At 66.9% G+C, this 22,039-nt stretch carries 21 protein-coding genes; 6 read left to right on the top strand and 15 right to left on the bottom strand.

The genetic code is table 11. The annotated features are described in order from the left end of the window. The first annotated feature begins 45 nt into the window (after positions 1-45). Both DFR31_RS02460 and DFR31_RS02465 read left to right on the top strand, forming a co-directional pair. Positions 46-1,347, top strand: a complete 1,302-nt coding sequence (locus DFR31_RS02460; RefSeq protein WP_121441072.1) for an ArgE/DapE family deacylase — start codon at positions 46-48, stop codon at positions 1,345-1,347. Positions 1,348-1,368: 21 nt separating this feature from the next. Continuing rightward, positions 1,369-3,402, top strand: coding sequence for a CocE/NonD family hydrolase (locus tag DFR31_RS02465; RefSeq protein WP_121441073.1), 2,034 nt, complete (start codon positions 1,369-1,371; stop codon positions 3,400-3,402). Between the two features lie 30 nt (positions 3,403-3,432). Here the strand turns inward: DFR31_RS02465 and DFR31_RS02470 are convergent, their stop codons facing one another. From DFR31_RS02470 to DFR31_RS02495, 6 genes are all read right to left on the bottom strand, one after another. Continuing rightward, positions 3,433-4,446: a D-alanine--D-alanine ligase family protein gene (locus tag DFR31_RS02470; RefSeq protein ID WP_121441074.1), complete on the bottom strand. Its 1,014-nt coding sequence runs from the start codon at positions 4,444-4,446 to the stop codon at positions 3,433-3,435. Positions 4,447-4,458: 12 nt separating this feature from the next. Beyond that, on the bottom strand, positions 4,459-5,652 hold the full coding sequence (locus tag DFR31_RS02475; RefSeq protein ID WP_121441075.1) for a BaiN/RdsA family NAD(P)/FAD-dependent oxidoreductase: 1,194 nt from the start codon (positions 5,650-5,652) through the stop codon (positions 4,459-4,461). 12 nt (positions 5,653-5,664) lie between these two features. Then, on the bottom strand, positions 5,665-6,477 hold the full coding sequence (locus tag DFR31_RS02480; protein WP_121441076.1) for a class II glutamine amidotransferase: 813 nt from the start codon (positions 6,475-6,477) through the stop codon (positions 5,665-5,667). Between the two features lie 100 nt (positions 6,478-6,577). Beyond that, a complete protein-coding gene (locus tag DFR31_RS02485; protein ID WP_121441077.1) occupies positions 6,578-7,540 on the bottom strand; it encodes a hypothetical protein in 963 nt (320 codons plus the stop codon). A 116-nt stretch (positions 7,541-7,656) separates the two neighbouring features. Beyond that, positions 7,657-9,084 (bottom strand): RtcB family protein, encoded by a 1,428-nt coding sequence (locus tag DFR31_RS02490; protein WP_121441078.1) that lies wholly within the window; start codon positions 9,082-9,084, stop codon positions 7,657-7,659. A gap of 32 nt (positions 9,085-9,116) precedes the next feature. Further along, positions 9,117-9,536 carry an archease gene (locus tag DFR31_RS02495; RefSeq protein ID WP_121441079.1) on the bottom strand — a complete coding sequence of 140 codons (420 nt, stop codon included), beginning with the start codon at positions 9,534-9,536 and terminating at the stop codon, positions 9,117-9,119. Positions 9,537-9,645: 109 nt separating this feature from the next. Here DFR31_RS02495 and DFR31_RS02500 point away from each other — a divergent pair, with 109 nt between their 5' ends. Continuing rightward, the gene (locus DFR31_RS02500; RefSeq protein ID WP_121441080.1) at positions 9,646-10,623 is read left to right on the top strand and encodes a ribose-phosphate diphosphokinase; all 978 of its coding nucleotides are present in this window, start codon (positions 9,646-9,648) and stop codon (positions 10,621-10,623) included. Here the strand turns inward: DFR31_RS02500 and DFR31_RS02505 are convergent. The 4 genes from DFR31_RS02505 to DFR31_RS02520 all read right to left on the bottom strand — a co-directional run bounded on the left by DFR31_RS02505 (position 10,595) and on the right by DFR31_RS02520 (position 14,477). Next, positions 10,595-11,521: a hypothetical protein gene (locus tag DFR31_RS02505; RefSeq protein ID WP_147436920.1), complete on the bottom strand. Its 927-nt coding sequence runs from the start codon at positions 11,519-11,521 to the stop codon at positions 10,595-10,597. The genes DFR31_RS02500 and DFR31_RS02505 overlap by 29 nt on opposite strands. A gap of 122 nt (positions 11,522-11,643) precedes the next feature. Then, the gene (locus tag DFR31_RS02510) at positions 11,644-12,306 is read right to left on the bottom strand and encodes a phosphoribosyltransferase (RefSeq protein WP_121441082.1); all 663 of its coding nucleotides are present in this window, start codon (positions 12,304-12,306) and stop codon (positions 11,644-11,646) included. A 2-nt stretch (positions 12,307-12,308) separates the two neighbouring features. Next, positions 12,309-13,445: a CapA family protein gene (locus DFR31_RS02515; protein WP_245971064.1), complete on the bottom strand. Its 1,137-nt coding sequence runs from the start codon at positions 13,443-13,445 to the stop codon at positions 12,309-12,311. Between the two features lie 141 nt (positions 13,446-13,586). Beyond that, positions 13,587-14,477: a deoxyribonuclease IV gene (locus DFR31_RS02520; RefSeq protein WP_121441083.1), complete on the bottom strand. Its 891-nt coding sequence runs from the start codon at positions 14,475-14,477 to the stop codon at positions 13,587-13,589. 90 nt (positions 14,478-14,567) lie between these two features. On the opposite strand from DFR31_RS02520, the gene DFR31_RS02525 reads away from it, so the two are divergent. Then, positions 14,568-15,974: a M20/M25/M40 family metallo-hydrolase gene (locus DFR31_RS02525; protein ID WP_121441084.1), complete on the top strand. Its 1,407-nt coding sequence runs from the start codon at positions 14,568-14,570 to the stop codon at positions 15,972-15,974. A gap of 5 nt (positions 15,975-15,979) precedes the next feature. Here DFR31_RS02525 and DFR31_RS02530 read toward each other — a convergent pair whose 3' ends face one another. From DFR31_RS02530 to DFR31_RS02540, 3 genes are all read right to left on the bottom strand, one after another. After that, positions 15,980-16,672, bottom strand: coding sequence for a PhoU domain-containing protein (locus DFR31_RS02530; RefSeq protein WP_121441085.1), 693 nt, complete (start codon positions 16,670-16,672; stop codon positions 15,980-15,982). Positions 16,673-16,702: 30 nt separating this feature from the next. Continuing rightward, positions 16,703-17,917, bottom strand: a complete 1,215-nt coding sequence (locus tag DFR31_RS02535; protein ID WP_121441086.1) for a Na/Pi symporter — start codon at positions 17,915-17,917, stop codon at positions 16,703-16,705. Between the two features lie 93 nt (positions 17,918-18,010). Next, positions 18,011-18,922: a patatin-like phospholipase family protein gene (locus DFR31_RS02540; RefSeq protein WP_121441087.1), complete on the bottom strand. Its 912-nt coding sequence runs from the start codon at positions 18,920-18,922 to the stop codon at positions 18,011-18,013. Positions 18,923-19,044: 122 nt separating this feature from the next. Here DFR31_RS02540 and DFR31_RS02545 point away from each other — a divergent pair, with 122 nt between their 5' ends. Both DFR31_RS02545 and DFR31_RS02550 read left to right on the top strand, forming a co-directional pair. Next, positions 19,045-19,782, top strand: coding sequence for a hypothetical protein (locus DFR31_RS02545; RefSeq protein ID WP_121441088.1), 738 nt, complete (start codon positions 19,045-19,047; stop codon positions 19,780-19,782). A 99-nt stretch (positions 19,783-19,881) separates the two neighbouring features. Next, positions 19,882-20,298, top strand: coding sequence for a CBS domain-containing protein (locus DFR31_RS02550; protein ID WP_170153577.1), 417 nt, complete (start codon positions 19,882-19,884; stop codon positions 20,296-20,298). A 188-nt stretch (positions 20,299-20,486) separates the two neighbouring features. Here DFR31_RS02550 and DFR31_RS13705 read toward each other — a convergent pair whose 3' ends face one another. Both DFR31_RS13705 and DFR31_RS02560 read right to left on the bottom strand, forming a co-directional pair. Then, complete coding sequence (locus DFR31_RS13705; RefSeq protein WP_147436921.1) at positions 20,487-21,596, bottom strand: alpha/beta fold hydrolase; 1,110 nt, start codon at positions 21,594-21,596, stop codon at positions 20,487-20,489. 61 nt (positions 21,597-21,657) lie between these two features. Beyond that, positions 21,658-22,035: a hypothetical protein gene (locus tag DFR31_RS02560; protein WP_121441089.1), complete on the bottom strand. Its 378-nt coding sequence runs from the start codon at positions 22,033-22,035 to the stop codon at positions 21,658-21,660. Positions 22,036-22,039 lie beyond the last annotated feature (4 nt).

The following is a 22,039-nucleotide window of genomic DNA, read 5'->3' on the forward strand; positions in this document are numbered from 1 at the left end:
TAGCATCACGTTCACCCGGCCCCGCCGTCACAGAGGATCGGCCGTATGGTCAGACGCACTTCCTTCGTCGATATCGACCGGATCCGCGACCGCCTGGTCTCCCTAATCCGCATCCCCTCCATCACCGGCGAGGAGGATGCCGCCGTCGCGCAGATCGCCAACTGGCTGCAGCAGCAGGATGTGGAAATCGACTACTGGAACGACGGCATCGCCGCCCTGCAACGGGACCACCGCTACCCCGGACACGAGGTGGAGCGCGCTTGGGCCCCGGTGGTGGTGGGGGTGCTCCGGGGTGAACAGCCCGGCCCCTCGGTGCTGCTCACCGGTCACGTGGACGTGGTCCCCCCGGGGGATTACAGCCACTGGCAGGACGAGCCCTTCTCCGGCGTAACCCGCGGTGACCGCATCTACGGCTGCGGCGCCTCGGACATGAAGTCCGGCCTGATTGCGGCAATGGCCGCCTTCGAGGCCTTTGCGGAAAGCGGCCGCAACTTCCCCGGCCGCATCGTCTTCGCCGCCGTTCCCGCCGAAGAGGACAGCGGCCTGGGCACCCTCGCCGCTATCCGCGGCGGTTGGGACGCGGACGTGGCTATCATCCCCGAACCCACCGTCCAGGATGGCACCCCGGAACTGCTAATCGCCCATGCCGGCGCCATGTCGCTGCGCATCCAGGTGCCGGGCAAGTCCGCCCACGCCAGTAAGCGTCTGCAGGGTGAGAGCGCCCTGGACCACTTCATCACCCTCTACGAGGCCATGCGCGCCGACGAAAAGGCGGTCAACGAGGCCGAATCCCATCCACTGATGAGGGTCCACCCCCTGCCCTACGCCACCAACGTGGGCACCATCCGCGGGGGGCTCTGGTCCTCCAGCGTCATGGACTCCCTGGAGGCACAGGTGCGGGTGGGCGTGCCACTGGGCGAGACGATTGAACAGGCGGAGGCGCGTTTCCGGCGCGCCATCGACGAGGCCATCCGCGACGACCCCTGGCTGAGCCGTAACCCGCCGCGCATCAGTCGGCTGGCTTCCGGCTTCGGCTCCGCCGCCACGCCGGAGGATCACCCCCTGGTGCAGGCGCTGGCCGAGTCCGCCGAAGAGGAATACCGCCGGACCCCCGTCATCAGCGCGGCCCCCTACGGCTGCGACATGTCCGGCTGGGTGCGCCTGGCACGGGTGCCCACCGTGATCTACGGGCCGGGCGAGATCGACCTGGCCCACGCGCCCAATGAATCGGTCTCCCTGGAGACCACCTACAAGGTGGCCCGCACCCTGGTGCGCACCACCGAGCGCCTGCTCGAGTGTGACGTGGACAGCCTGCGTGCCATGCGCTCGCCAGCCGCCACGGACTGAATCGGGACCGGGAGAACGCCGATGCGCGTGATCGAATCGTTCGGCAATGATGTCGAGGTGCTCGAGAACGTCTGGATACCGATGTCCGACGGGGTGCGCCTGGCTGCGCGGGTGTGGCTGCCGCAGGGGGCGAGCGATCAACCGGTACCGGCCGTGCTGGAGTACATGCCCTACCGCAAGCGCGATTTCACCCGCTTGCGGGATGAACCCCTGCACCACTACTTCGCCGGGCACGGTTATGCCGCGATCCGCCTGGACGTGCGGGGTACCGGCGACTCCGAGGGCATACTGCGCGATGAGTACCTGGCCCAGGAGCAGGACGACGCCGAGGAGGCCATCGCCTGGATTGCCGAACAACCCTGGTGCAACGGCCGGGTGGGCATGATCGGCCTGTCCTGGGCCGGCTTTAACGCCCTGCAGGTGGCCGCCCGCCAGCCGCCCGCGCTGAAGGCCATCATCACCATGTGCTCCACCGATGACCGCTACGCGGACGACGCCCACTACAAGGGGGGCTGCCTGCTCAACGAAAACCTCAGCTGGGGGGCCGCCTTCTTCTCCCTGAACGCCTGTCCGCCGGACCCGGAGATCGTCGGCGAGGCCTGGCGGGCCCAATGGCTCGAGCGCCTGGAGAAGAACCGCCTGTTCCCCGCTTTGTGGATGCGCCACCCCCACCGGGACGACTACTGGCGCCACGGCTCGGTCTGCGAGGACTACAGCGCCATCCGCTGCGCGGTGTATGCCGTTGGCGGCTGGGCGGACGGCTACGTCAACGCCATCCCGCGCCTGATGGCCGGCCTTCAGGCGCCACGCAAGGCGCTGATCGGGCCCTGGCCCCACGCCTTCCCCCATGCCGCCGAGCCCGGGCCGCGGATCGGTTTCTTCCAGGAGGCGGTGCGCTGGTGGGATTACTGGCTGAAGGGCGAGGACAACGGGATCATGGACGAACCGCGAGTACGGGCCTGGATGGAGGAGTGGATCGCCCCCGCGCCGCGCCACGACGAACGCCCCGGCCGCTGGGTGGCGGAGAGCGAGTGGCCCTCGCCGCGCATTCGCCCCCGCACCTGGCACCTGAACGTACTCTCGCTGGGTGACCGGCCGGACCCGGAGGACCGCATGCGCCTGCGCTCACCGCAGACCACGGGCCTGCGGGCCGGCGATTTCTACGGCTTCGGTGCCGAGGGGGACGCCCCCATGGACCAACGCACCGACGACGGCAAGTCGCTGGTCTTCGACTCGGACCCCCTCGCCGAGCCGGTGGAGATCCTCGGCGCGCCGGTCGTCACGCTGGACTTGGCCTGCGACAAACCGGTGGGCTACGTCATCGTCCGGCTGAACGACGTAGCACCCGACGGGGCCTCCGGGCGGGTCACCTACGGGGTACTCAACCTGACCCACCGGGAGGGCCACGAAGACCCCGCCCCGCTCGTGCCGGGAGAGCGCTACCGGGTCTCGGTGCCGTTGAACGACATGGCCTACCGCTTCGCCCCCGGACACACCATTCGGCTGGCGGTATCGAGCGCTTACTGGCCGATTATCTGGCCGGCACCGGAGCGGGCGGAGATGACCCTTTACACCGGCATCAGCACGCTCGAGTTGCCCTTGCGGCCACCCCGGCCGGAGGATATACAGCTACCGGATTTCGCGCCGCCGGAGCGCTGTCCCATCCCGGAGCACACCATATTGAAAACCGCCGAACCCGAACGCAGCATCGCCGTGGACCTGACCAACGACGAGACCACCTACACCGCGTTCGGCGATGCCGGCGACGTGGGCGGGGCGGCGCTGGCCCGTATCGAGGACATCGACCTGACCCTCGGCTCCACCATGCGCCGGGTGTTCCGCATCCAGGAGCAGGACCCGCTGTCCGCGGAGGCCGTCATCGAACAGGAGACCTCCTTCCAGCGGGGGGATTGGTCGGTGCGCATCGACGCCCGGGTGCGGCTGAGCGCCGACGCGGAGCACTTTTTCATCCAGGCGATCCTCGATGCCTATGAGGGGGGTGCCCGGGTGGCCAGCCGCGAGTGGAACGAAGCCATCCCCCGGTTACTGCTCTAAGCCCCGCCCCGCGCCGCCGAGGGCCCGTTATCAGAGCCCGTAGCGCTGCCGGGCCGCGTTTAGCAGCAGGGCCAGGAGATCCGCGTAGTCATACCCGGCCCAGCCGGCCATGATGGCCATCTTGCCGTCAGCGCTCCAGGTGGGATTGAAGTTGGCATCCAGCAGTCGGGGTACGCCGTCTGCGCCGCAGCGGTAATCGAACCGGGCATAGTCACGGAACCCCAGCCGCTCAAACAGGAACACGCTGTGCTCCACCACGGCCGCCTGTACCTCCGGCGCCAACTCGGCAGGCTTGAAACGCAGTGCCTGCCAGTAGGCCGAGTCCGGATCCGCCTTGGAACCGTAGGAGAGTATCGGGGGCAGCTCCGGCGGCAGTGCGGAGTAATCGATTTCCAGCAGCGGCAGCACGGTGAAACCGGTGGCCGGATTGCCCACCAGGCCGAGGGTGTACTCCGGACCGGTGAGAAAGTCCTGGATGAGCGCCTGCGGCCGGTCCGGGTCCAGCGCCAGCTCCTCCAGGCAGGCCTGCGCCTGCCGGGCATCGGTCACCACCGAGTCCGGTGTCACCCCCACACTGCCGCAACCGGCATTGGGTTTAATAAGGGCGGGGTAGAGCTCCGGCAACGGCAGCGGATCCGCGCTCAGGTCCACAAAGGTCTCATTGGGGACCGGGATGCCGTGGTTGGCCGCCAGCAAACGCACAAGCGCCTTGTCACCGCAGATGCTCATGCACGCCGGGTTGGCCCCGGTGTAGGGGATATCGAAGAGCTCCAGCAACGCGGGGACATTCGACTCGTGGCGCAACTGATTGCGGTACCCGGTATCGCAGAAGTTCAGCACCAGGTCCGGCGGGTTGCTGCGCAACCGCTCGAACAGACGGTCATGGTCGTCCAGCACCTCCACCCGGTAGCCGCCCAGGGCCTCCAGGGCGATGCGGGCCTGCCGCACGGCCTCCACGTCGCCCTCGCCGAAGCGCCCGTCCACCCCGTACTCGTAGGGCAGGCGCGGATCGCCACTTAACAGGCAGAGATGAAGTGGGCGCATGCGTTCTCCTCGCTAGACGTGCTGGCCGGCCGCGTGCCCGGAAGCCCAGGCCCACTGAAAGTTGTGTCCACCCAGGTGGCCGGTGACATCCACCACCTCGCCGATAAAGTACAGCCCCGGGTAATCGCGACACGCCATCGTTTTGGAAGATAGCGCATCAGTGCCAACCCCGCCCAATGTGACCTCCGCCGTGCGGTAGCCCTCGGTACCGTCCGGCCAGACCGTCCAGGGCTGACAGGCCTGGCGAACGCGGTCCATATCTTCGCCGGTCAACTGCTCCAGGCGCTTGTCCGGCACCCAGAGCTCGCACCAGCGTTGCGCCACCCGGCGGGTCAGCTGCTCGCCCAGCAGGTTCTTCAGCCGCAGCCGGGGGCGTTCCCGGCGCATGCGCTCGATGTGCTCCACCAACGCCCGATCGGGGAACAGATCGATCTCCAGCGGTTCACCCGGCTGCCAGTAGGAGGAGGCCTGCAGGATGGCCGGTCCGCTCAGCCCGCGGTGCGTGAACAGGATGTTCTCGCGGAAGCTCGAACCCTGGGCATGGGTGACCGTGTCCAGCGACACGCCGGCCAGGTCCTTCAACTGGCGCAGCTTGCGGGCATCCAGGGTCACCGGCACCAGGGCAGCGCGTGTGGGTTCCACGGGCAGCCCCAGGGAGCGGGCCAGGTCGAAGCCGAAGCCCGTTGCCCCCATCTTGGGTATGGAATAGCCACCGGTAGCGACCACCAGGGACTTGCAGGCGACCGGGCCCTGGGGCGTTGTGAGCGTGTGCGGCGTCCCCACCCGCAGGTCGGTCACGGGTGTGTGGGTGCGGACCTCCACCCCCACCGCCCGGCACTCATCCAGCAGCAGGCGCACAATGTCCTTGGAGGAGCGGTCGCAGAAGAGCTGCCCGAGCTTTTTCTCGTGGTAGGGGATGCCGTGTTTCTCCACCAGCGCAATGAACTGCCAGGGCGTGTACCGGCTGAGGGCGGACTTGGGGAAGTGGGGATTCGCCGACAGGAAGTGCTCGGGGCCGGAGTGGATGTTGGTGAAATTGCACCGGCCGCCCCCGGACATGAGGATCTTCTTGCCCACCTTGTTGGCGTGGTCCAGCACCAGCACCCGCCGGCCCCGCCCACCGGCGGTGAGCGCGCACATCAGGCCAGCCGCGCCGGCACCGATGATGACCACGTCATACTGCTTGCGGGAGGATGGAGAAGCCATGCGCCGCTGGCCTCAAAGTTTGTCCGGGTCCGGGTGGGACCATCGGGGAATGGTCTCGACTCCCCTCGCCCGGACCTCCCCATCCTCCCAGAGCCGCCACTCCCCGGGCTGGTAATGGTCCCAGTGCTCGTCACTGGTCAGCGGCTCGGTGGCGATCACGCTCACCACGTCCCGGGGAGTGGTAACGGCCTGGAAATCCACGGTCACGTCCGCGTCCTTCAGGCGCGCCGGGCCGAAGGGCGCCCGCCGCGTGATGGCAACCATCTTTGTGCTGCAGAAGGTGAACACCCATCGGCCGTTGCTCAGCAGCAGGTTGAACACCCCCTCCCGGGCGTACTCGGCAGCCGCCTTCACCACAACCTGCAACAGGGTGTCGTCATCCACCCCCGGGCTGTACGCCGCGCGGATGCGGTTCAACAGGTCGCAGAAGATGTGCTCACTGTCAGTATCACCCACGGGCCGGTACACCCCCGGGCGGGCCTTGAAGCCGTGCAACTGGCCGTTGTGGGCGAAGCTCCAGTAACGGCCCCACAACTCGCGGATGAAGGGGTGGGTATTCTCCAGCCCCACCGCGCCCACGTTGGCCTGCCGGATATGGCAGACCGCCGCCCGGCTCTTGATCGGTTGGGTCTGGACCACCTCGGCAATGCGCGAGTCGGCGCTGGGGTCCGGATCGTGGAACACGCGCACCCCCCGGCCCTCATAAAAGGCCACGCCCCAACCGTCCTTGTGCGGACCGGCCGCACCGCCCCGCCGTGCCAGGCCGGTGAAGCTGAAACACAGGTCGGTAGGCGTGTTGGCACTCATGGCCAGAAGCTCGCACATACCCTCGGCAGACCTCGCATTACCCGGGGCCACCGGCCGAATGACAGCCCGGCGACGACAAGACTCGATTCGCAGGCCGACCACCGGCCCGCGCCCCATCCTAACGCATCGCCCCCTCATTCAGCGCCGGGAACAGGCTCTGGACTTCCCGCATGACATCCTCCGCGCCGCGTACATACATCAAGGCGTAGAAGACTGGCGTCCCGGCGTAATCCACCCGCCGGAGATCGGCTGCGGGCGACGCCTCAGCGACTGACAGCCCCATATCCGCAAGCTCCCGAAAGCTGTCCACCAGCACCTCCTGGCGCTCCTCATCGCTTTCCCCCCAGAAGATCACGGGCAACAGCACATGTCCGGACCTTGGCTGACCCGACAATTCAAGGCTCTGCGCGATAGCCCGCATGTCCTCGATGTCGTTGGGCACTCCGCCATCAGGCATGGACCAGGGCGCTGGCTCCGCTGCCGCACCCGCTGCCATACCCCTCAGCCAGTGCAGCGCCGCCTCGCCGCTGTCAGTCGGGTCATCACTTGCAGGGCTCTCGGCGAGGGGCGGGGCCTCCGGCTGATGCACCCGGCTCGGCGTGCGTCCGGACGGCCCGCCGCCCTCACCCGTCGGGCCGCGGCGGACATCGTAGTATTCGATGCTGATGTGATCGGGCGGATTGCGCATACTGGCGATGAAGGCCGCGTTGATCAGCGGCTCCAGCTGCTCCGGCGGCAGGGGCAACCCGCCGGGCGCCAGCGCCAGCGCAAACTCGATCAGTTCGCGGGCACCGTCCTGTCGCACCGCCCCCATCAATGCCCGGATTTCCTGCGGGTCCAGCGGCTCACCCGTGCGCTCGTCGTAGAACGCTACCCCTATATACTCCGGGGGAATCTGCATGTTGGCGGTGACGCCCGCGGCGAAAATGTCGGTGACCGTCTCGGCGTCAACCTGCCCCTGCTGTTGCAGAAGAATGCGCGCCGCATCGAAGGGCGACGGCTGCTGGCCAGCCAGGGCCGTCGGGCCCACTGCCAGGACGAGGGTGGCGGCCAGTAAGGCCGATCGCAGGTTGACTGTCATGGGTTTTCCTTTTTCTGCGCCAGCATTCACCGGCTTCCTTGGCGAATCGATACGCCGCGCAGAATACCCGCAGCCAGCATGGAAGAAAACGTCCGCACCCGCGACGGGCGTCGGTGTCACCCCTTCACGCAGATCAGCGGGGTCAGACGGGCCACCCGTCGCGCCAGGCCGGCCCGCTCGGCGACCTCCACCACCTGGTCCACGTCCTTGTAGGCACCCGGCGCCTCCTCCGCCACCCCGCGCGCGGAGGGGCTGCGGATAAGGATGCCCCGTTCCGCCAGGTCGTCCACCACCTGCCGGCCGTGCCAACGCTTCAGGGCAGCGTGGCGGGACATGGCCCGCCCGGCACCATGGCAGGCGGAATAGAACCCCTTGCCCCCGGTACCCATCCCCACCAGCACGTGGGAGCCAGTGCCCATGCTGCCCCCGATCAGCACCGGCTGACCCTCCCCGCGCAGGGCCTCGGGCAACTCCGAGTGGGCCGGGCCGAAGGCGCGGGTCGCGCCCTTGCGGTGGACGTAGAGCTGCCGTGGGCGGCCCCCCACGGTATGGGTCTCCACCTTGCAGGTGTTGTGGGAGACGTCGTAAAGCAGCGGGAGCCTGTGCTCCGGGAAGAAGCGGTCAAAGACCTCGCGGGCGAAGTGACCGAGGATTTCTCGATTGGCCAGCGCACAGTTGATTGCGGCGCGCATGGCCCCCAGGTAGCGCTGACCGATGGGTGAGTGGATCGGCGCGCAGGCCAACTCCCGTTCCGGCAACCGGATGCCGGCCTCCGCCGCTGCGGGCAGCATATCGCGCAGGAACTCCGTACCGATCTGGTGGCCGAGTCCGCGGGACCCGCAGTGAATGGTCACCAGCACCTCGCCCTCCACCAGACCGAAGGCGGCGGCCGTTTCCGCGTCGAATACCTTCTCGACGGCCTGGATCTCCAGGTAGTGATTACCGGACCCCAGAGTCCCCATCTCGCGGCGTTGACGCTTCTTGGCCTGCTCGGAGACGCAGTCCGGATCGGCGCCCGCCATCCGCCCCATCTCCTCGATGCGCTCCAGATCCTCCGGCTCGCCCCAGCCCTGCTCCACCGCCCAGGCGGCCCCGCCGACGAGCATCGCATCCATCTCCTGACGGTTCAGGCTGATGCCGCTGCGGCTACCGACTCCCGCCGGTATCTGCGCGGCCAGGGCATCCGCCAGCCGCTCCTGCACGGCGCGGATATCGGCCACGGTCAGGCCGGTGAGCAGGCTGCGCACGCCGCAGGAGACATCAAAACCCACGCCCCCGGCGGACACCACGCCCCCCTCGTCCGGGTCGAAGGCGGCCACCCCGCCAATGGGGAAACCATACCCCCAGTGGGCATCGGGCATGGCATAAGAGGCCTGGACGATGCCCGGCAGCCTGGCGACATTCGCCGTCTGCTCGGCGACCTTGTCGTCCATTGCCTCGATCAACGCCTCGTCGGCGAAGATAATGCCTGGCACCCGCATATCGCCGGTCGGGTCGATCTGCCAGGTCGTGTCGTCGATGCGCGTCAGCTTTGAAGTATCCACGGTGCCACCTCCCTACTGCCAGGGCACGGCCATCAGACATCTACCACACAGCCGGCAACCCAGCCGCCCCCGGCGACCCGCTCCACCCGCAGGGCGGTGTAAGTGGCGCCCTTCGGCTCGCAGGCCGGAGCGTGGCGGGTCCGGTCCACGGGCTCGCCCCAAAGGGTGGCCCGAAGCACCTCCCCCTCGATAACGACCCGGTACCGGGAGAAGAGCAGCCCACCCACCGCCATCTCGAAGATGACCTGGTTCAGCCACTCGACCAGCAACAGCTCCGGATCCGGCGCCTCACAAGAAACGGTAAGCCACTCCCGCCCCGCCACGCATGACTCGGTAACCACATGGGTGAGCGCGACCGCCGCCTGTTCGAAGGCATGCGCCAATGTCGGCCCCCACCCCACCACGCGCACATCGGCATCGTGCGGCTCCAATGTCCACCCGGTCGGCTGCATCCGGTTACCCGGCCCCATAACGGCGACGCACACGCTGCATCGGCTATCTACCAATCTAGCCGATGACCGGCTGCGATAAAGCCTGCCGGGCTGGCCTAGACTCCGCTGTATGAAACTCTTCACCCTGAACGCCAGCCGCGCCTTCGGTGAGCGGGTTGCCCAGCATCTGGAGTGCCGGCCTGCCGAACACGAGGAGCGTGAGTTCGAGGACGGCGAGCACAAGACGCGGCCGCTGGAGCCCGTTCGCGGCCAGGACGTCTACGTGCTGCAGAGCCTCCATGGCGGCACGGGACAGCCGGTGGACCAACGGCTCTGCCGGCTGCTGTTTCTGCTGGGTGCGGTGCGCGATGCGGGTGCAGCGCGGGTGACGGCGGTGGTGCCCTACCTGGCCTACGCCCGCAAGGACCGCCGCACCCAACCCCGCGATCCGGTGACCAGTCGCTATCTGGCGCAACTTCTCGAGGCCATGGGCATCGATGCGGTAATGAGCCTGGAGGTGCACAACCTGGCGGCCTTTCAGAACGCCTTCAGGTGCACAAGCCATGCTCTCAACACCCACCGGCTGTTCGCCGAGGCTGTCGTCGCCCGCGCGGGCGACGGCCCGGTCGTCATCGTCTCGCCGGACCCGGGGGGCGTGAAGCGGGCGCAAGGGCTTCAGGAGATGGTCCAACGCCTATCCGGTCGTGAGGTGGGCCTGGGCTTCGTGGAGAAGCGGCGCAGCGGGGGCCTGGTCCGGGGCAACGCGCTGGTGGGGGATGTGGCCGGCGCCAGCGTCTGGATAGTCGATGATCTGATAAGCACCGGTGGTACCCTGCTGCGTGCCGTCGAGGCCTGCCAGCGCCAGGGGGCCCGCGCCATTCACGCCCTGGCCGCCCACGGTCTGTTCACCGGCGATCCCGCCCCTCTGCTCAGCAGCCCGGCGCTGAACCGCGTCTTTATCACCGACACGGTCCCGGCGGACCGCGTGCCCCCCGGCCCACTCCGGCAACGGGTGGAGGTGCTCAGCGCCGCGCCCCTTTTCGCCGAGGCCATCCGCAGGCTGCACACCAACGGCTCGCTCACGGACCTGCTTTACGGACCGGCGTAACGGTGGGGTCGACCAGTTGCAGGTAACGGCAGGCCAGGGCGTGCCAGCGCGCCCACTCACCCGGGCCGCGCTCATCCAGACGCGCCAGCACCAGGCGGGCGCGCAGACAGGCCCGATAGGCGCGGTAAAAGACCAGCAGACGCGGGTCGGGCTGGTCGTGCAACCCGCGTATGGCGCGCTGCAAGAGTTGTTCACCCACCCATGCCGCACCCTGCTGCTCGCACTCCAGGCCCAGGTAGACCAGTTCATCAAAGGGGTCGACCCGACGCAGGTCGGCATTGAACTCCAGGCAGTCAATCACCACCGGGCAGGACGCCAGGCAGACGTGCTCGGGGCGCAGATCACCGTGCCCCTCCACGATCCGGCCAGTTCTTGCCCGCTCGGCCAGCAGTGCCTGCCCATGAAGCAGCACACGGTCTACAAGGGCCAGGGCCCCGGCCCGCGGCGCTTGGGGCAGGGAGAACCGGGAGTCGCACAAAACCTCGCGGTTTATCGCCTGCTCCCGCCTGAATTGCCGGATGTAGCGTTCGGGGGAGATCGGATCCGGTGGTAAGCGCTGGTAGAAGCCGATCAGCCGGTCCGCCACCCGATCAATCGCCGCGGGGGTGGCAGCATCCTGCTCGAGACACCGGTCCAGCATCAGGTCTGCAGGCAGGCGCGCCATCACCACCAGCCAGTCCACGGCCTCACCCTTCCCCTGGAGAGTAAAGCCGCCGGCGGGTGTGCGGCACAGTGGGGCCACGCCGCGGTAGACATCGCCGGCCAACCGCCGGTTGAGCCGCACTTCCTCGCGGCAGAGCCACTCGCGGGCCAGCAACTGACGACCGTCGCGCAACGGGTCGGTCGCGGGCTTCTTCAGCTTGTAGACCCAGGGCCCGGCGAAGAACAACCACGCCATGTGCGTCTCGCGCACGTCCACCGACCCGGGCCGGTGCGGATAAGCCCTGCGACTCGAGAGGAACGCCACCCGCTCTTGCAGAAGAACCTCCCCGCGCCGCAACGGCGCTCCGGCGCGCATCGCTATCCAGCCGGCGGTTCAGCCCACGCCGCTTGCAGGTCAGCGATCACTCCATCATCACTGACCTGGGGGAACCGCCGGTACCAACTTCCCACCGCCCCGAAGGGCTCTGGGGTGGCCACGCAGACCACCTCGTCGGCCTCCTGCCTCAACCGCTCCACGGTGTCCGGAGGGGCTACCGGCACCGCCACTACCACCCGCGCCGAACCGGACTGGCGCACGGCACGAACCGCGGCGCACATGGTCGCACCGGTGGCCAACCCATCATCCACCAGCAGCACGCAACGCCCCTGCAATCGGGGCGGGGGGCGGTCAGCCCGGTAACAGCGTTCACGGCGGGCCAATTCCTCCGACTCTCGATCGGCAATTGCGGTGATGGTGGCACTGCTCAACCCCAGCATGCGCACCAACTCATCGTTCAGGACCCGGGCACCACCGCTCGCGATGGCCCCCACCGCCAGCTCCGGCTGCCCGGGTGCGCCCAGCTTGCGCACGATGAGCACATCCAGCGCAGCGCCGAGGCTGCGGGCCACCTCGGCCGCCACCGGCACCCCGCCGCGGGGCAGTCCGAGCACGATCATACCCTCCCGACCCCGATAAGCAGAAAGCCTGTGCGCCAGGGCGCGAGCCGCCTCCAGGCGATCCTGAAAAGGCAATGAAGTCATGGTCACCTCCCGGGCTGCGTATGGCTCGACCGACTGCCGGACTCCGGGCCAATCCAGTACAGGCGCCCATCCCGCCCGAGCCGGACCTCCGGGCTATCGTCGCCGCGCTCGCCGTTGAGTAAGGCCTGCAACCACTTGGTGTCTTCAGCGCGCGCCCGACGGAGTCGAAGCCGGACCCGCTCCAGGGGAGTCATCCAGAAAGCAGACATCCGCCCCGAGTTCAGGTCAAAGGTGCAGAAGTAGAGCAGGGCGAGATCGGGTCGGTACTGCTCATGGCCGCGGATACCCTCGTAATCATTAATGAGGTCACCACAGCCATAGAGCAATGCCGCCCCCCCGTACAGTTCGAAACCACGGGGGTGGTGGGACGAGTGGCCGTGTACGAGGTTGGCACCCGCCTCGATCAGACGCCGACCGAAGATCCGGTGTCGAGCGGGCACCCGGTAACCCCAGTTACTGCCCCAATGCACCGACACGACGACCAGGTCACCGGGGCGTTTTTCGCGGGCAATGCGTTCCGGCAAATCGACGGCCGCATCCGGAGGCGCCAGCCAGACCCCGGGGCGGTCCGCGTCCGCCGCCCATTCCAGCGGAACCCCGCTGTCCGCGAACGCGATACTCCAGATCAGAAGCCGCCCCCCTTCCGGAAGGGGCTTCACTACGGGCCTGCTGGCCGCCTCCCGGTTGGCGCCGGCACCTGCATAGGGGATTCCCAACCGCTTCAGGGTGGCGCAGCTCTCCTCCAGACCGGCAACGCCCCAGTCCATGATGTGATTGTTGGCCAGCGCACAGGCATTGATCCCGGCTGCCGTCAGGCAGACGGCATTATCTGGATGCATCCGGTAGTTGATCCCCTTGCCGGGCCAGGGCTCCGGATGGCGGGTAATACTGGTCTCGAGGTTGATGAGTCGCTGAGCAGGCTGGAACAACGCAAACTCATCCAGCGCCTCTCCCCAGATGTAATCGGGCGCTACCGGATACAGGATGGGCCCGTTGCGGGCCTCGGCCAGCGCCACGTAATCTCGTGCATCGCGGACCCAGGCCTCGTAGAGGTCGGGCGCACCGGGGTGAGGAAGCACCTGATCCACACCCCGCCCGGTCATCACATCGCCCATGAGGGCCAGCGTCAGAACCGACACGGTTGGCCACCCCGCCCGTTCCAGAGGCGCGCGCCGACGCCTTCCGGGGCGCGCTCCCGAGAAGCTTAGCGCAGTGGTGAACGGCTGCCTGCGGTCACGGGGGCCGCCGGGAATAGAGCATGGTCCGGTGGGGCGCGCCCGTCAGAGGTTGACCCCGGCGTCCTCGATCTCCGGTAGTGGCAGGTTCTCACCCCGGGCCGCTGCCCGTAGCCATTCGATCTCCCTGGCCCAGCCCTCGGGCCCGGCCGGGGTTTCGAGGAACATCGGCAAGTCGCGGGTGCGCGGGTCAGTGACCACCCGCCGGAAGGCATCGGGACCGATCTCGCCCCGGCCAATGAGGGCATGGCGGTCCTTACGGGATTCGTAGGGCACCTTGGAGTCGTTCAGGTGGAGCGCCACCAGCCGGTCCATGCCGAGCAGGCGGTCGAAGGCCTCCCAGGTGGCCTCCCAACCCTCTTCCGTGTGGATCGCGTACCCGGCCGCGAAGGCGTGCGCGGTATCCACGCAGACGCCGAGGCGCTCGGGCTGCTCCACGCGGTCGATGATCTCGCGCAACTCCTCAAAGCTGCGGCCCAGGGTGGTGCCCTGCCCCGCCACGTTCTCCAGCACCAGGCAGACATCGGTCTTGTCCGGGTGCGCCCGACAGATCTCGTTGAGCGCTTGGGCAATCTGGCTGATGCCGATCTCCACGCCCTTGCCGACATGCGCGCCCGGGTGGAAGTTGAGCAACTCCACACCCAGCTTGTGGCAGCGCAGCAACTCCTGCTCGAACCCGCCGTAGGACTTTGCAAACTTCTCCGGGTCCGTGGTGCCCAGGTTGAGCAGGTAGGAGGCGTGGCTCATCACCGAGCCGATGCCGCAGGCCTCCCGATGGGCGCGGAAGGCAGTGGCCTCGTCGTCACTGATGGGTTTGACCCGCCACTGGCGCTGGTTGCGGGTAAAGATCTGGATGCAATCGCAGCCGATCTCGCGGCCCCGCTCCGGGGCATTCTGCGGGCCACCGGCCGCCGATACGTGCGCACCTAATTGCATGGCTTCCTCTTGTCGGGTGGAAAGCCCTATAGTCTCTCCCAAAGTGGCCCTCGAGGCCCACCCCTGCATCCAGATGAAGGAGCTCCACACATGAGCAGCACAGCGATTCGGCAGGCCGTGGACCGGCTCTGGGACGAGAGCATCATCCAGGCGCTCAGCGACTTTATCCGCATCCCGGCCAAATCGCCCCACTTCGACGCGAACTGGGCGGAGAACGGCCACCTGGACGCCGCCATTGCGCTGGCGGAGGACTGGTGCCGCCACCACGCCCCGGCCGACGCCACGATTGAGGTCGTCCGCCTGCCCGGGCGCACCCCGCTGCTGCTGGTGGACATCCCCGGCGAGGCACCGGGCGGCGTGCTGCTCTACGGCCACCTGGACAAGCAGCCGGAGGTGAGCGGCTGGGACGCGGACAAGGGCCCCTGGCAGCCGGTGATCCAGGACGACAAGCTCTACGGCCGGGGCAGCGTGGACGACGGGTACGCCCTGTTCAGTTCGCTGGCCGCCGTGCTCGCTCTGCGCGAACAGGGGCTGCCCCACGCCCGCTGCACCCTGCTGATAGAGACCTGCGAGGAGAGCGGCAGCTACGACCTGCCCCACTACATCGAGGCGCTGGCCGAGCGCCTTGGCGAACCCGACCTGGTCATCTGCCTGGATTCGGGCTGCGGCAACTACGAACAGCTTTGGTGCACCACCTCGCTGCGCGGCGTGGCCGCCGGCACGCTGAGTGTGGATGTGCTGAGCGCCGGCGTGCACTCCGGCGATGCCGGGGGCGTCATACCGTCCAGCTTCCGCATTGCCCGCCAGTTGCTGGAGCGGCTGGAGGACTCGGCCACCGGTCAGGTTCTGCCGGACAGTTTCAACGCGGAGATCCCGGAGACCCGGCGGCAACAGGCCGCCCACGCTGCGGACGTGTTGGGTGACATCCTGTTCCAACGCTTCCCCCGCGTTTCCGGGCTACGCCCCGACGTGGACAGCAACGCCGAGCTGGTGCTGAACCGCACCTGGCGCCCGGCACTGGAAGTGGTGGGGGCCGGCGGGCTGCCGGCCCCGGCCGACGCCGGCAACGTCCTGCGGGCGGGCACGACGCTGAAGCTCTCGCTGCGTCTGCCGCCGACGGTGGACGCGACGGCCGCCACCGAGGCCCTAACCGCCCTGCTCACGGATGACGCCCCCAACGGGGCACGGGTGCATTTCGAGCCCGATCAGGCCTCGGACGGGTGGCATGCACCGGACTTCGCGCCCTGGCTGGAGCAGGCGCTGGATGAGGCCTCCCGCGAGCACTTCGGCAAGCCGGCAGTGCACATGGGCGAAGGCGGCGCCATCCCCTTCATGGACCTGCTGGCAGAGACCTTCCCCAAGGCCCAATTCGTGGTCACCGGTGCGCTGGGCCCCGGCGCCAACGCCCACGGCCCCAATGAGTTTCTGCACCTGCCGATGGCCCGCAAGGTCACCGCCTGCATGGCGGAGGTGCTGCGCGCCCACGCCGAGGCCTGAATGGGCTACCGGCGGCGCTGCTCCGATGCCTCCTTCTCCGGGTAGAAGTCCAGGTCCTCGAGCCGCCCCAGTGCGGCGGTGGCGATATTTGCCAGGTGCCCGACGACCCGCTTGTAGTGGCGGAACAGCAGGGAGTAGGCCATGGCCTCGTGGAACTCGATCTGCGCCTCATCGCGGAAGAGTTCCGCGATCAGCTCGTCGCAACGCACCCGAACCTCCCCCGCCTGCTCCAGTGCGGCTGCCGCCGCGCCCTCGTCGGACTTGGCGGTGGCGGTCCGCACGCTGGCGAACAGGCTGCGCATCTGTTCGGCCATCTGGTCCAGCGGCTGCTGATACTTGTCCACGTGGAAGCCCTGGGTGTATAGACAGCCGATCTCAAAGACGTTCTTGCAGTAATCGCCGATCCGCTCGGCGTCCTTGGCCACGCTCATCAGCGCGAGACAGACTGCCACGTCGTGGCCCGGGTTCACCGTCAGGTGGCGCATGATCTTGCGGCGGATGGAGCGTTCCAGCTCGTTGATGGCCTGGTCACGGTCATAGAGCGGCTTGCGCACATCCTTCGCCGGCACCTCGCTGTAGAGCACCTCGTTGGCCCGGGCGAACATCCAGGCGCCGTGCTCCAGCATCCGGGTCAGATCCTCGAAGGCGCGGTCCAGCGTGTTCTCGGCGGTCAGCGCACTGTAGAGCTGTCGAAACATGATTCAGAAACCTCTCGATCGGGCCACGCTTCAGCGCTGGCTCACAAGCAGTTCAGTGGCGCCAATACCCAGCAGGGGTATCACCAAGAATACGCCAAAGAGGAACAGGAAGGCGTAGCGGGGTTTGCGCCCTGCCAGGTCGCCGTACCACAGGGCCAGCTTCAGCGGGATCCGGCGCAACGGGTACCAGATCGCGGTCCCGGTCAGGTTGAAGATGACGTGGAAGAGCGCCACCGTCATGGCGGCGGCTATAGGGTTGGCGGTAGCCGCGAGCACGCTGGTCACCGTGGTCCCCAGGTTCGCCCCCATCATGAAGGGCAATACCCGACGGATGCGCACCACCCCGGCGCCGGCCAGCGGCACCATCAGGCTGCTGGTGATCGTGCTGGACTGCACCAGCACCGTGGAGACCACACCGACACCGTAGGCACGCGGGTCAGTGCGGAAGAAGTAGGTACGAAACAAACCATCCATGTGCCGCAGCAGGGCGCCGCGCAGGTTCTGCACCATGAAGATCAGGGCGATGAACATCAGCCCCAGGCCCATCGCCGCCACCAGCAGGCCTTCGCCGGTGGGCGTAGGCATCAGCCAGGCGCCCACGGCGTCCACCCCATTGACCACCGGGGCAGTGACCACCTTCACCGGGCTGTCCGGCCGGGCCACCTCCTCCAGTCCGATCAGGCTGCTGAGCCAACTGGCAGCCTGGGTGAACACCCCTCGCCCGGTCTCGTGGGCCAGGCCCGTGAGCCACTCCACCGGGAAGACGATCATCACCGTCAGGATGTTGAAAAAATCGTGCAACAGCGCGGCGGTGAACGAGCGGCGGAAGTTGCGGCGGATCCGGATATTGGCCAGGGCCACGATCACGCCGGTGACGGCGGTACCGATGTTCGCGCCCATGATGGCGAACACCCCGGTGCCCAGGCTCATCTCGCCGCTGGCCACCAGGGTGACAATAAGCGCCGAGGTAAAGGACGAACTTTGTACCACCATCGTCACCAGCACCCCGGCCAGTAACGCGATGAAGGGGTTCTCGCCGTAGGCGAAGGCCCGGACGAGGAAGTCGCTGTCGCCGCCGAAGGTGCCCAGGCCGGAGCCCAGGATGTTCAACGCGGCCAGGAAGAGATAGAGGCAGGCCCCGGCGTACAGCCCCCGCATCCAGGCCGGCACCTCACGGCGCTGTTCGCGGGAAAAGGCAGGATCAGCCGAGTAGGACGACGATGATGGCGACTCGTTCTTCAGCATAAGCAGGCAGTCAATCCATGCGCGTTTCAGATGACCGTTCGGTTACAGAACGGTTTCAAGCGCGCAAGGTAAACACCTTTTGTGACATTTTCATTACGGTGCTTGCAACAGGGCCTCGCGCAAGGCCTCGGCCTCAGGGGCGGCCTGCTCCAGGATCAGATCAATCTTGTGGAAATGCAGCAGGCGTACGTCACTGGTGTCGGGTTTCAGGTAGATATCCGGCTGACCGTAGCGCATCTGAGCGGCGATCAAGGACTGCTGCATGATCTCGAAAGTGCTGAACAACAGGTCGGTCAACCCGGCTTCATCCTGCTCGCCGCGCCGGCGGGCGCCCGATACGTCGACCGCCACCACCATGTCATAACGCCCGGTCAGCAGATCGAAGGGCAATGGATTGGAGGTGCCGCCATCGATCAATAGTTGCTCCCCCCGCCGGACCGGGGGAAACAGCCCCGGCACCGCCATGCTGGCCTTGATGGCCGGGAAAAGCTCACCCTCGTCGAGCACCACCATCTCGCCGGTCCAATAATCCGTGGCGACCACCTCCAACGGGATGGAAAGGTCATCGAAACGCCGCGCCTCCATCTTGCCGGCGAGAAACTCCAGGAAGCCGTCCGGGTCGATCAAGCCCCCATCACCGAAATCCAGCTTCAGCAGGTCGCGGAGCGTCAAATCCGACGAGGGGCGCATCAACTGCGACAGGGCATCCAGCTCCGACCCGGCGAAATCATCGAAAATATCGTAGATCTCATCAGCGCTGAGACCCGAAGCATAAAGCGCGCCTATCACCGCCCCGATACTGCTGCCGGCGAGGGCATCCGGCCGACGCCCTTGCTCGTCAAAAACGCGCAATATAGCGATGTGGGCGAGCCCGCCGGCGCCGCCGGACCCTAAGGCCACGCCCACGGATGAAGGCTCGTCACCGGGGGTAGACGTTCCGCTGGCGGGCGTCGGCAGGCTGAACAAAAGCAACAGGGGCAGCACCAATCCGCGAATCAACTTCATCGTTGGCAACCGTTTTCGGGGCCCAATCAGGGCGGCTTGTGGCGACCCAGGCCCCCCGGCACGGGGAACCGGGGGCTGCTAGGCTAGTGGCGTTACGGCGCCAACCAGGAGGGCATACTTACGTGGCATTCAAACGCTTATGGTCCCGGTTGCCGGTTTATGAGCGGCATAACCCGATCGCCTACCTGGCGCTCCGGCGGCACAGTCCCCTCGCTATTCTGGGCGCCGTACTTCTTGTACTGCCAATCATCTTCGTTCTGATCCTCTGGGCACTCTTGCCTTGGTTGCTGGCCCCCGCAAGCACGCCGCAGATGCCAGCAGTCTCCACATCGGATACGTCACCCCTTATCCGGCGGATAGAAGACCACTGGCAACAGGCTGCGCGGGGCAGTCACTTGCACGTGGACCTGACCACGCAGGAGTTGAATACCCTGCTGGCCCACGGCCTGGTCACGTCTGGTGCCGCGGATCGGGGGGTAGTGCTTCAACTGGCGACTAATCCCGATCAACTGAGGATATATGGTGTGCTGCCCACGAGCGAGGGCCAGACCACGCTGGCCAGGGGCACACGGGGCCGACCGGTCGGTCTTGATGTCCTGCTGCGTGGGCGCGTTGAGGGCTCGACCCTGGTTTTCCGGGTTGAGGATGTCAGCATGGGCCGGATCGGTGTCCCAACCTTCTTGGCGCTTGCCGCGCTGCACTCGAACCTGGGGTTACCCGGAATTGTCAGTATTAACGCAGGCAAGGGCGAGCTGAGGATGGACCCCCGCGCCCTGCTCCCCGACCGTCATGAGGTATCGGTCAGAGAGCTGTTCGTGCAGGAGTCGGGCATCCGTGTTCACCTCGGACCGGGGCGCTGAAGGGCGACAGTAGCCATTCACCGTTGCCAGAACACTGAGATGGCACCAAACCTGACCTATACTCTGAAGGCGGTCCCCGCAAACAGGAGGGTGATTGCCATGAAAGTGAACGAAGCCATGCATCGTGGCGTGGAGTGGTGTGCCCCGGACACCCCCATCATGGAGATCGCCCGGCTCTTCCGCGAAAAGGACATCGGCGCCATACCCATCGGTGAGAACGATCGCCTGGTCGGCATGCTGACCGATCGGGATATCGTCTGCCGGGGTCTGGCGGAAGGCCGGGACATGGCCTCCATGACCGCGGGCGATGTCATGACCCGCGACATCGTCTATTGCTGGGAGGACGACGACATCGAGGATGCCGTGCACCTGATGGAAGAGCGCCGGGTGCGCCGTGTCCCCGTCCTCAACAGTGACAAGCGCATGACGGGCATGCTGTCCATGGGTGACATCTCCCACGCTGCCAACCCGGAACTTTGCCGCGAGTTCCTGGGCGCGGTCGCCGCGCACCACTGACCCCCTTGGCGGGCGCGCACCCTACGCGCCCGCCACAACCGAACCCCTGATCGCCCCCGATTCAACTGCGGGATCGCGTATTCTGGTGTCACTAGCAGCCGACGGCCATTATCCCAGTGGACCGTCAGCTGAAACTCAAGGCCCTCGCCAAAGTGGCTGGCGAGAAGAGAGCAGCCATGGCACCAGCGTCAGCTTCTCCTCGCCGAGATCGAGCCGCCCATCAGAGTCTGCAGCACCTCGGGGTCAAAATAATAGGCCTTGTGGGTACGGCCGGTGGCCCGCTCGATCAGGGGCGCATCGAACCAGAGGCGGTGGCTGTTTCCCGGGTAATGCCGCGCATGGTCGGTGATCGCGTTGCACAACCAGTCGGTTGGACTGTAGAAGTCAAGCCAAGCATGGGGCGCATTCCGGAACAACCGCTCCCGCTCGCCGGCTAGCCACTGCGACCGACAAGAGAGAACCGCCTCCGGGGAGCCGAGGGTAATCAAATGGACCCGGTCGCGATCGGCGGGGTGTGGCCATCGGGCTAGCAGATCGATAGCAATGATCGAACCAAAGCTGTGAGCGACGACGAACACCTCGTCGTAGGACGAAGCCAAGACGTGGTCTATGGTCTCGGCCACCCGGCGGCGCACTCTGTCACGCAGCCCGGCCTGCATATCCCGCCGCCGATTCTCCAGGTATTCCTTCGAAAACATGGCCATCTGGGCCAATTCGTCCGCGCGGAATGCGGACAGCAGCAGCGTCAAGATGAAATAGGGCGCGCTGGTCTGAACCCACGCTGTGACATCCAATAACCAGTCGAACAGAGACCGCAGTGCCGGCAAAGAAGCGAGCAACATTTCTTGTTCCGGCGCAGCGCGCAGTGCCGCCACCACAATCACCGCGATAGACACGTACCAAAGCACGAGCAAGACACCGCCCGCCACAAGACCGATCGCAATCGCGCGGGAGAGGCGAAGCGCTTTAAGGTTGCCCCAGGAGAACAACCAGTAGGCTACCAACTCGAATCCACTGACAAACCGTCGCCAGGGGCTCATCTCGGCTGATGAAGGCACCATGTCCGCCCAGTAGGCTTCGAACAGGTCAAGCGTCCGCCCCGGTCGTTCGTCCCCACGCAAGGCACGCGGCCTAAGGCGCAACCCCGCCTCCCCAGCCGCCATTACGGGCTCTGCGGGGTACGTCGGTTGCGCAACCGTATTGGCCAAATTCTCCGCCAGCAGATCACGGCGCTCGAAGCGCTCAACCCGCTCGAGTCCTGGAATCAGCACGACGGCACGGCGTTCTGGATCCGACATCACCCTCCCCTCCCCTTGCACTTCGTGGATCGCTTACGATTGAACCGGCGGGGCGCGCGACCTATTCGCCTACCTCCCCGGCCGTCTGGGAGGCCTCGTGCGCGCTCTCCGGGGCGCGGAACAGGGCCCGCTGCGCCACGTAGAGCAGCAACAGGGTGGCGGCCAGCCAGGCCAGCACCCAGGGGCCGGGGTGTGCCCAGTAGGCACCGGCCACGGTCAGGTTGCTGAGCAGCATGGCGTTACCGAAGGCGATGCGGCCGGGGCGGTCACCGGCGTAGGCGGCCAACAGCATCAGAGCCAGCCACAGGCCCAGGAGGATATTGAGCGCGAGCCACCAACCCTGGTGGGACAGGGCCAGCAGGCCCAGGGTGGCTGGCCACTGCAGCAGGGCGAAGGCGTAAGGGTCGGCGAGTCGGCGTTCCAGGTGCGTGTTATCCATTGGG

The sequence above is a fragment of the Alkalispirillum mobile genome (assembly GCF_003664325.1).
GTDB classification, from domain to species: Bacteria; Pseudomonadota; Gammaproteobacteria; order Nitrococcales; family Halorhodospiraceae; genus Alkalilimnicola; species Alkalilimnicola mobilis.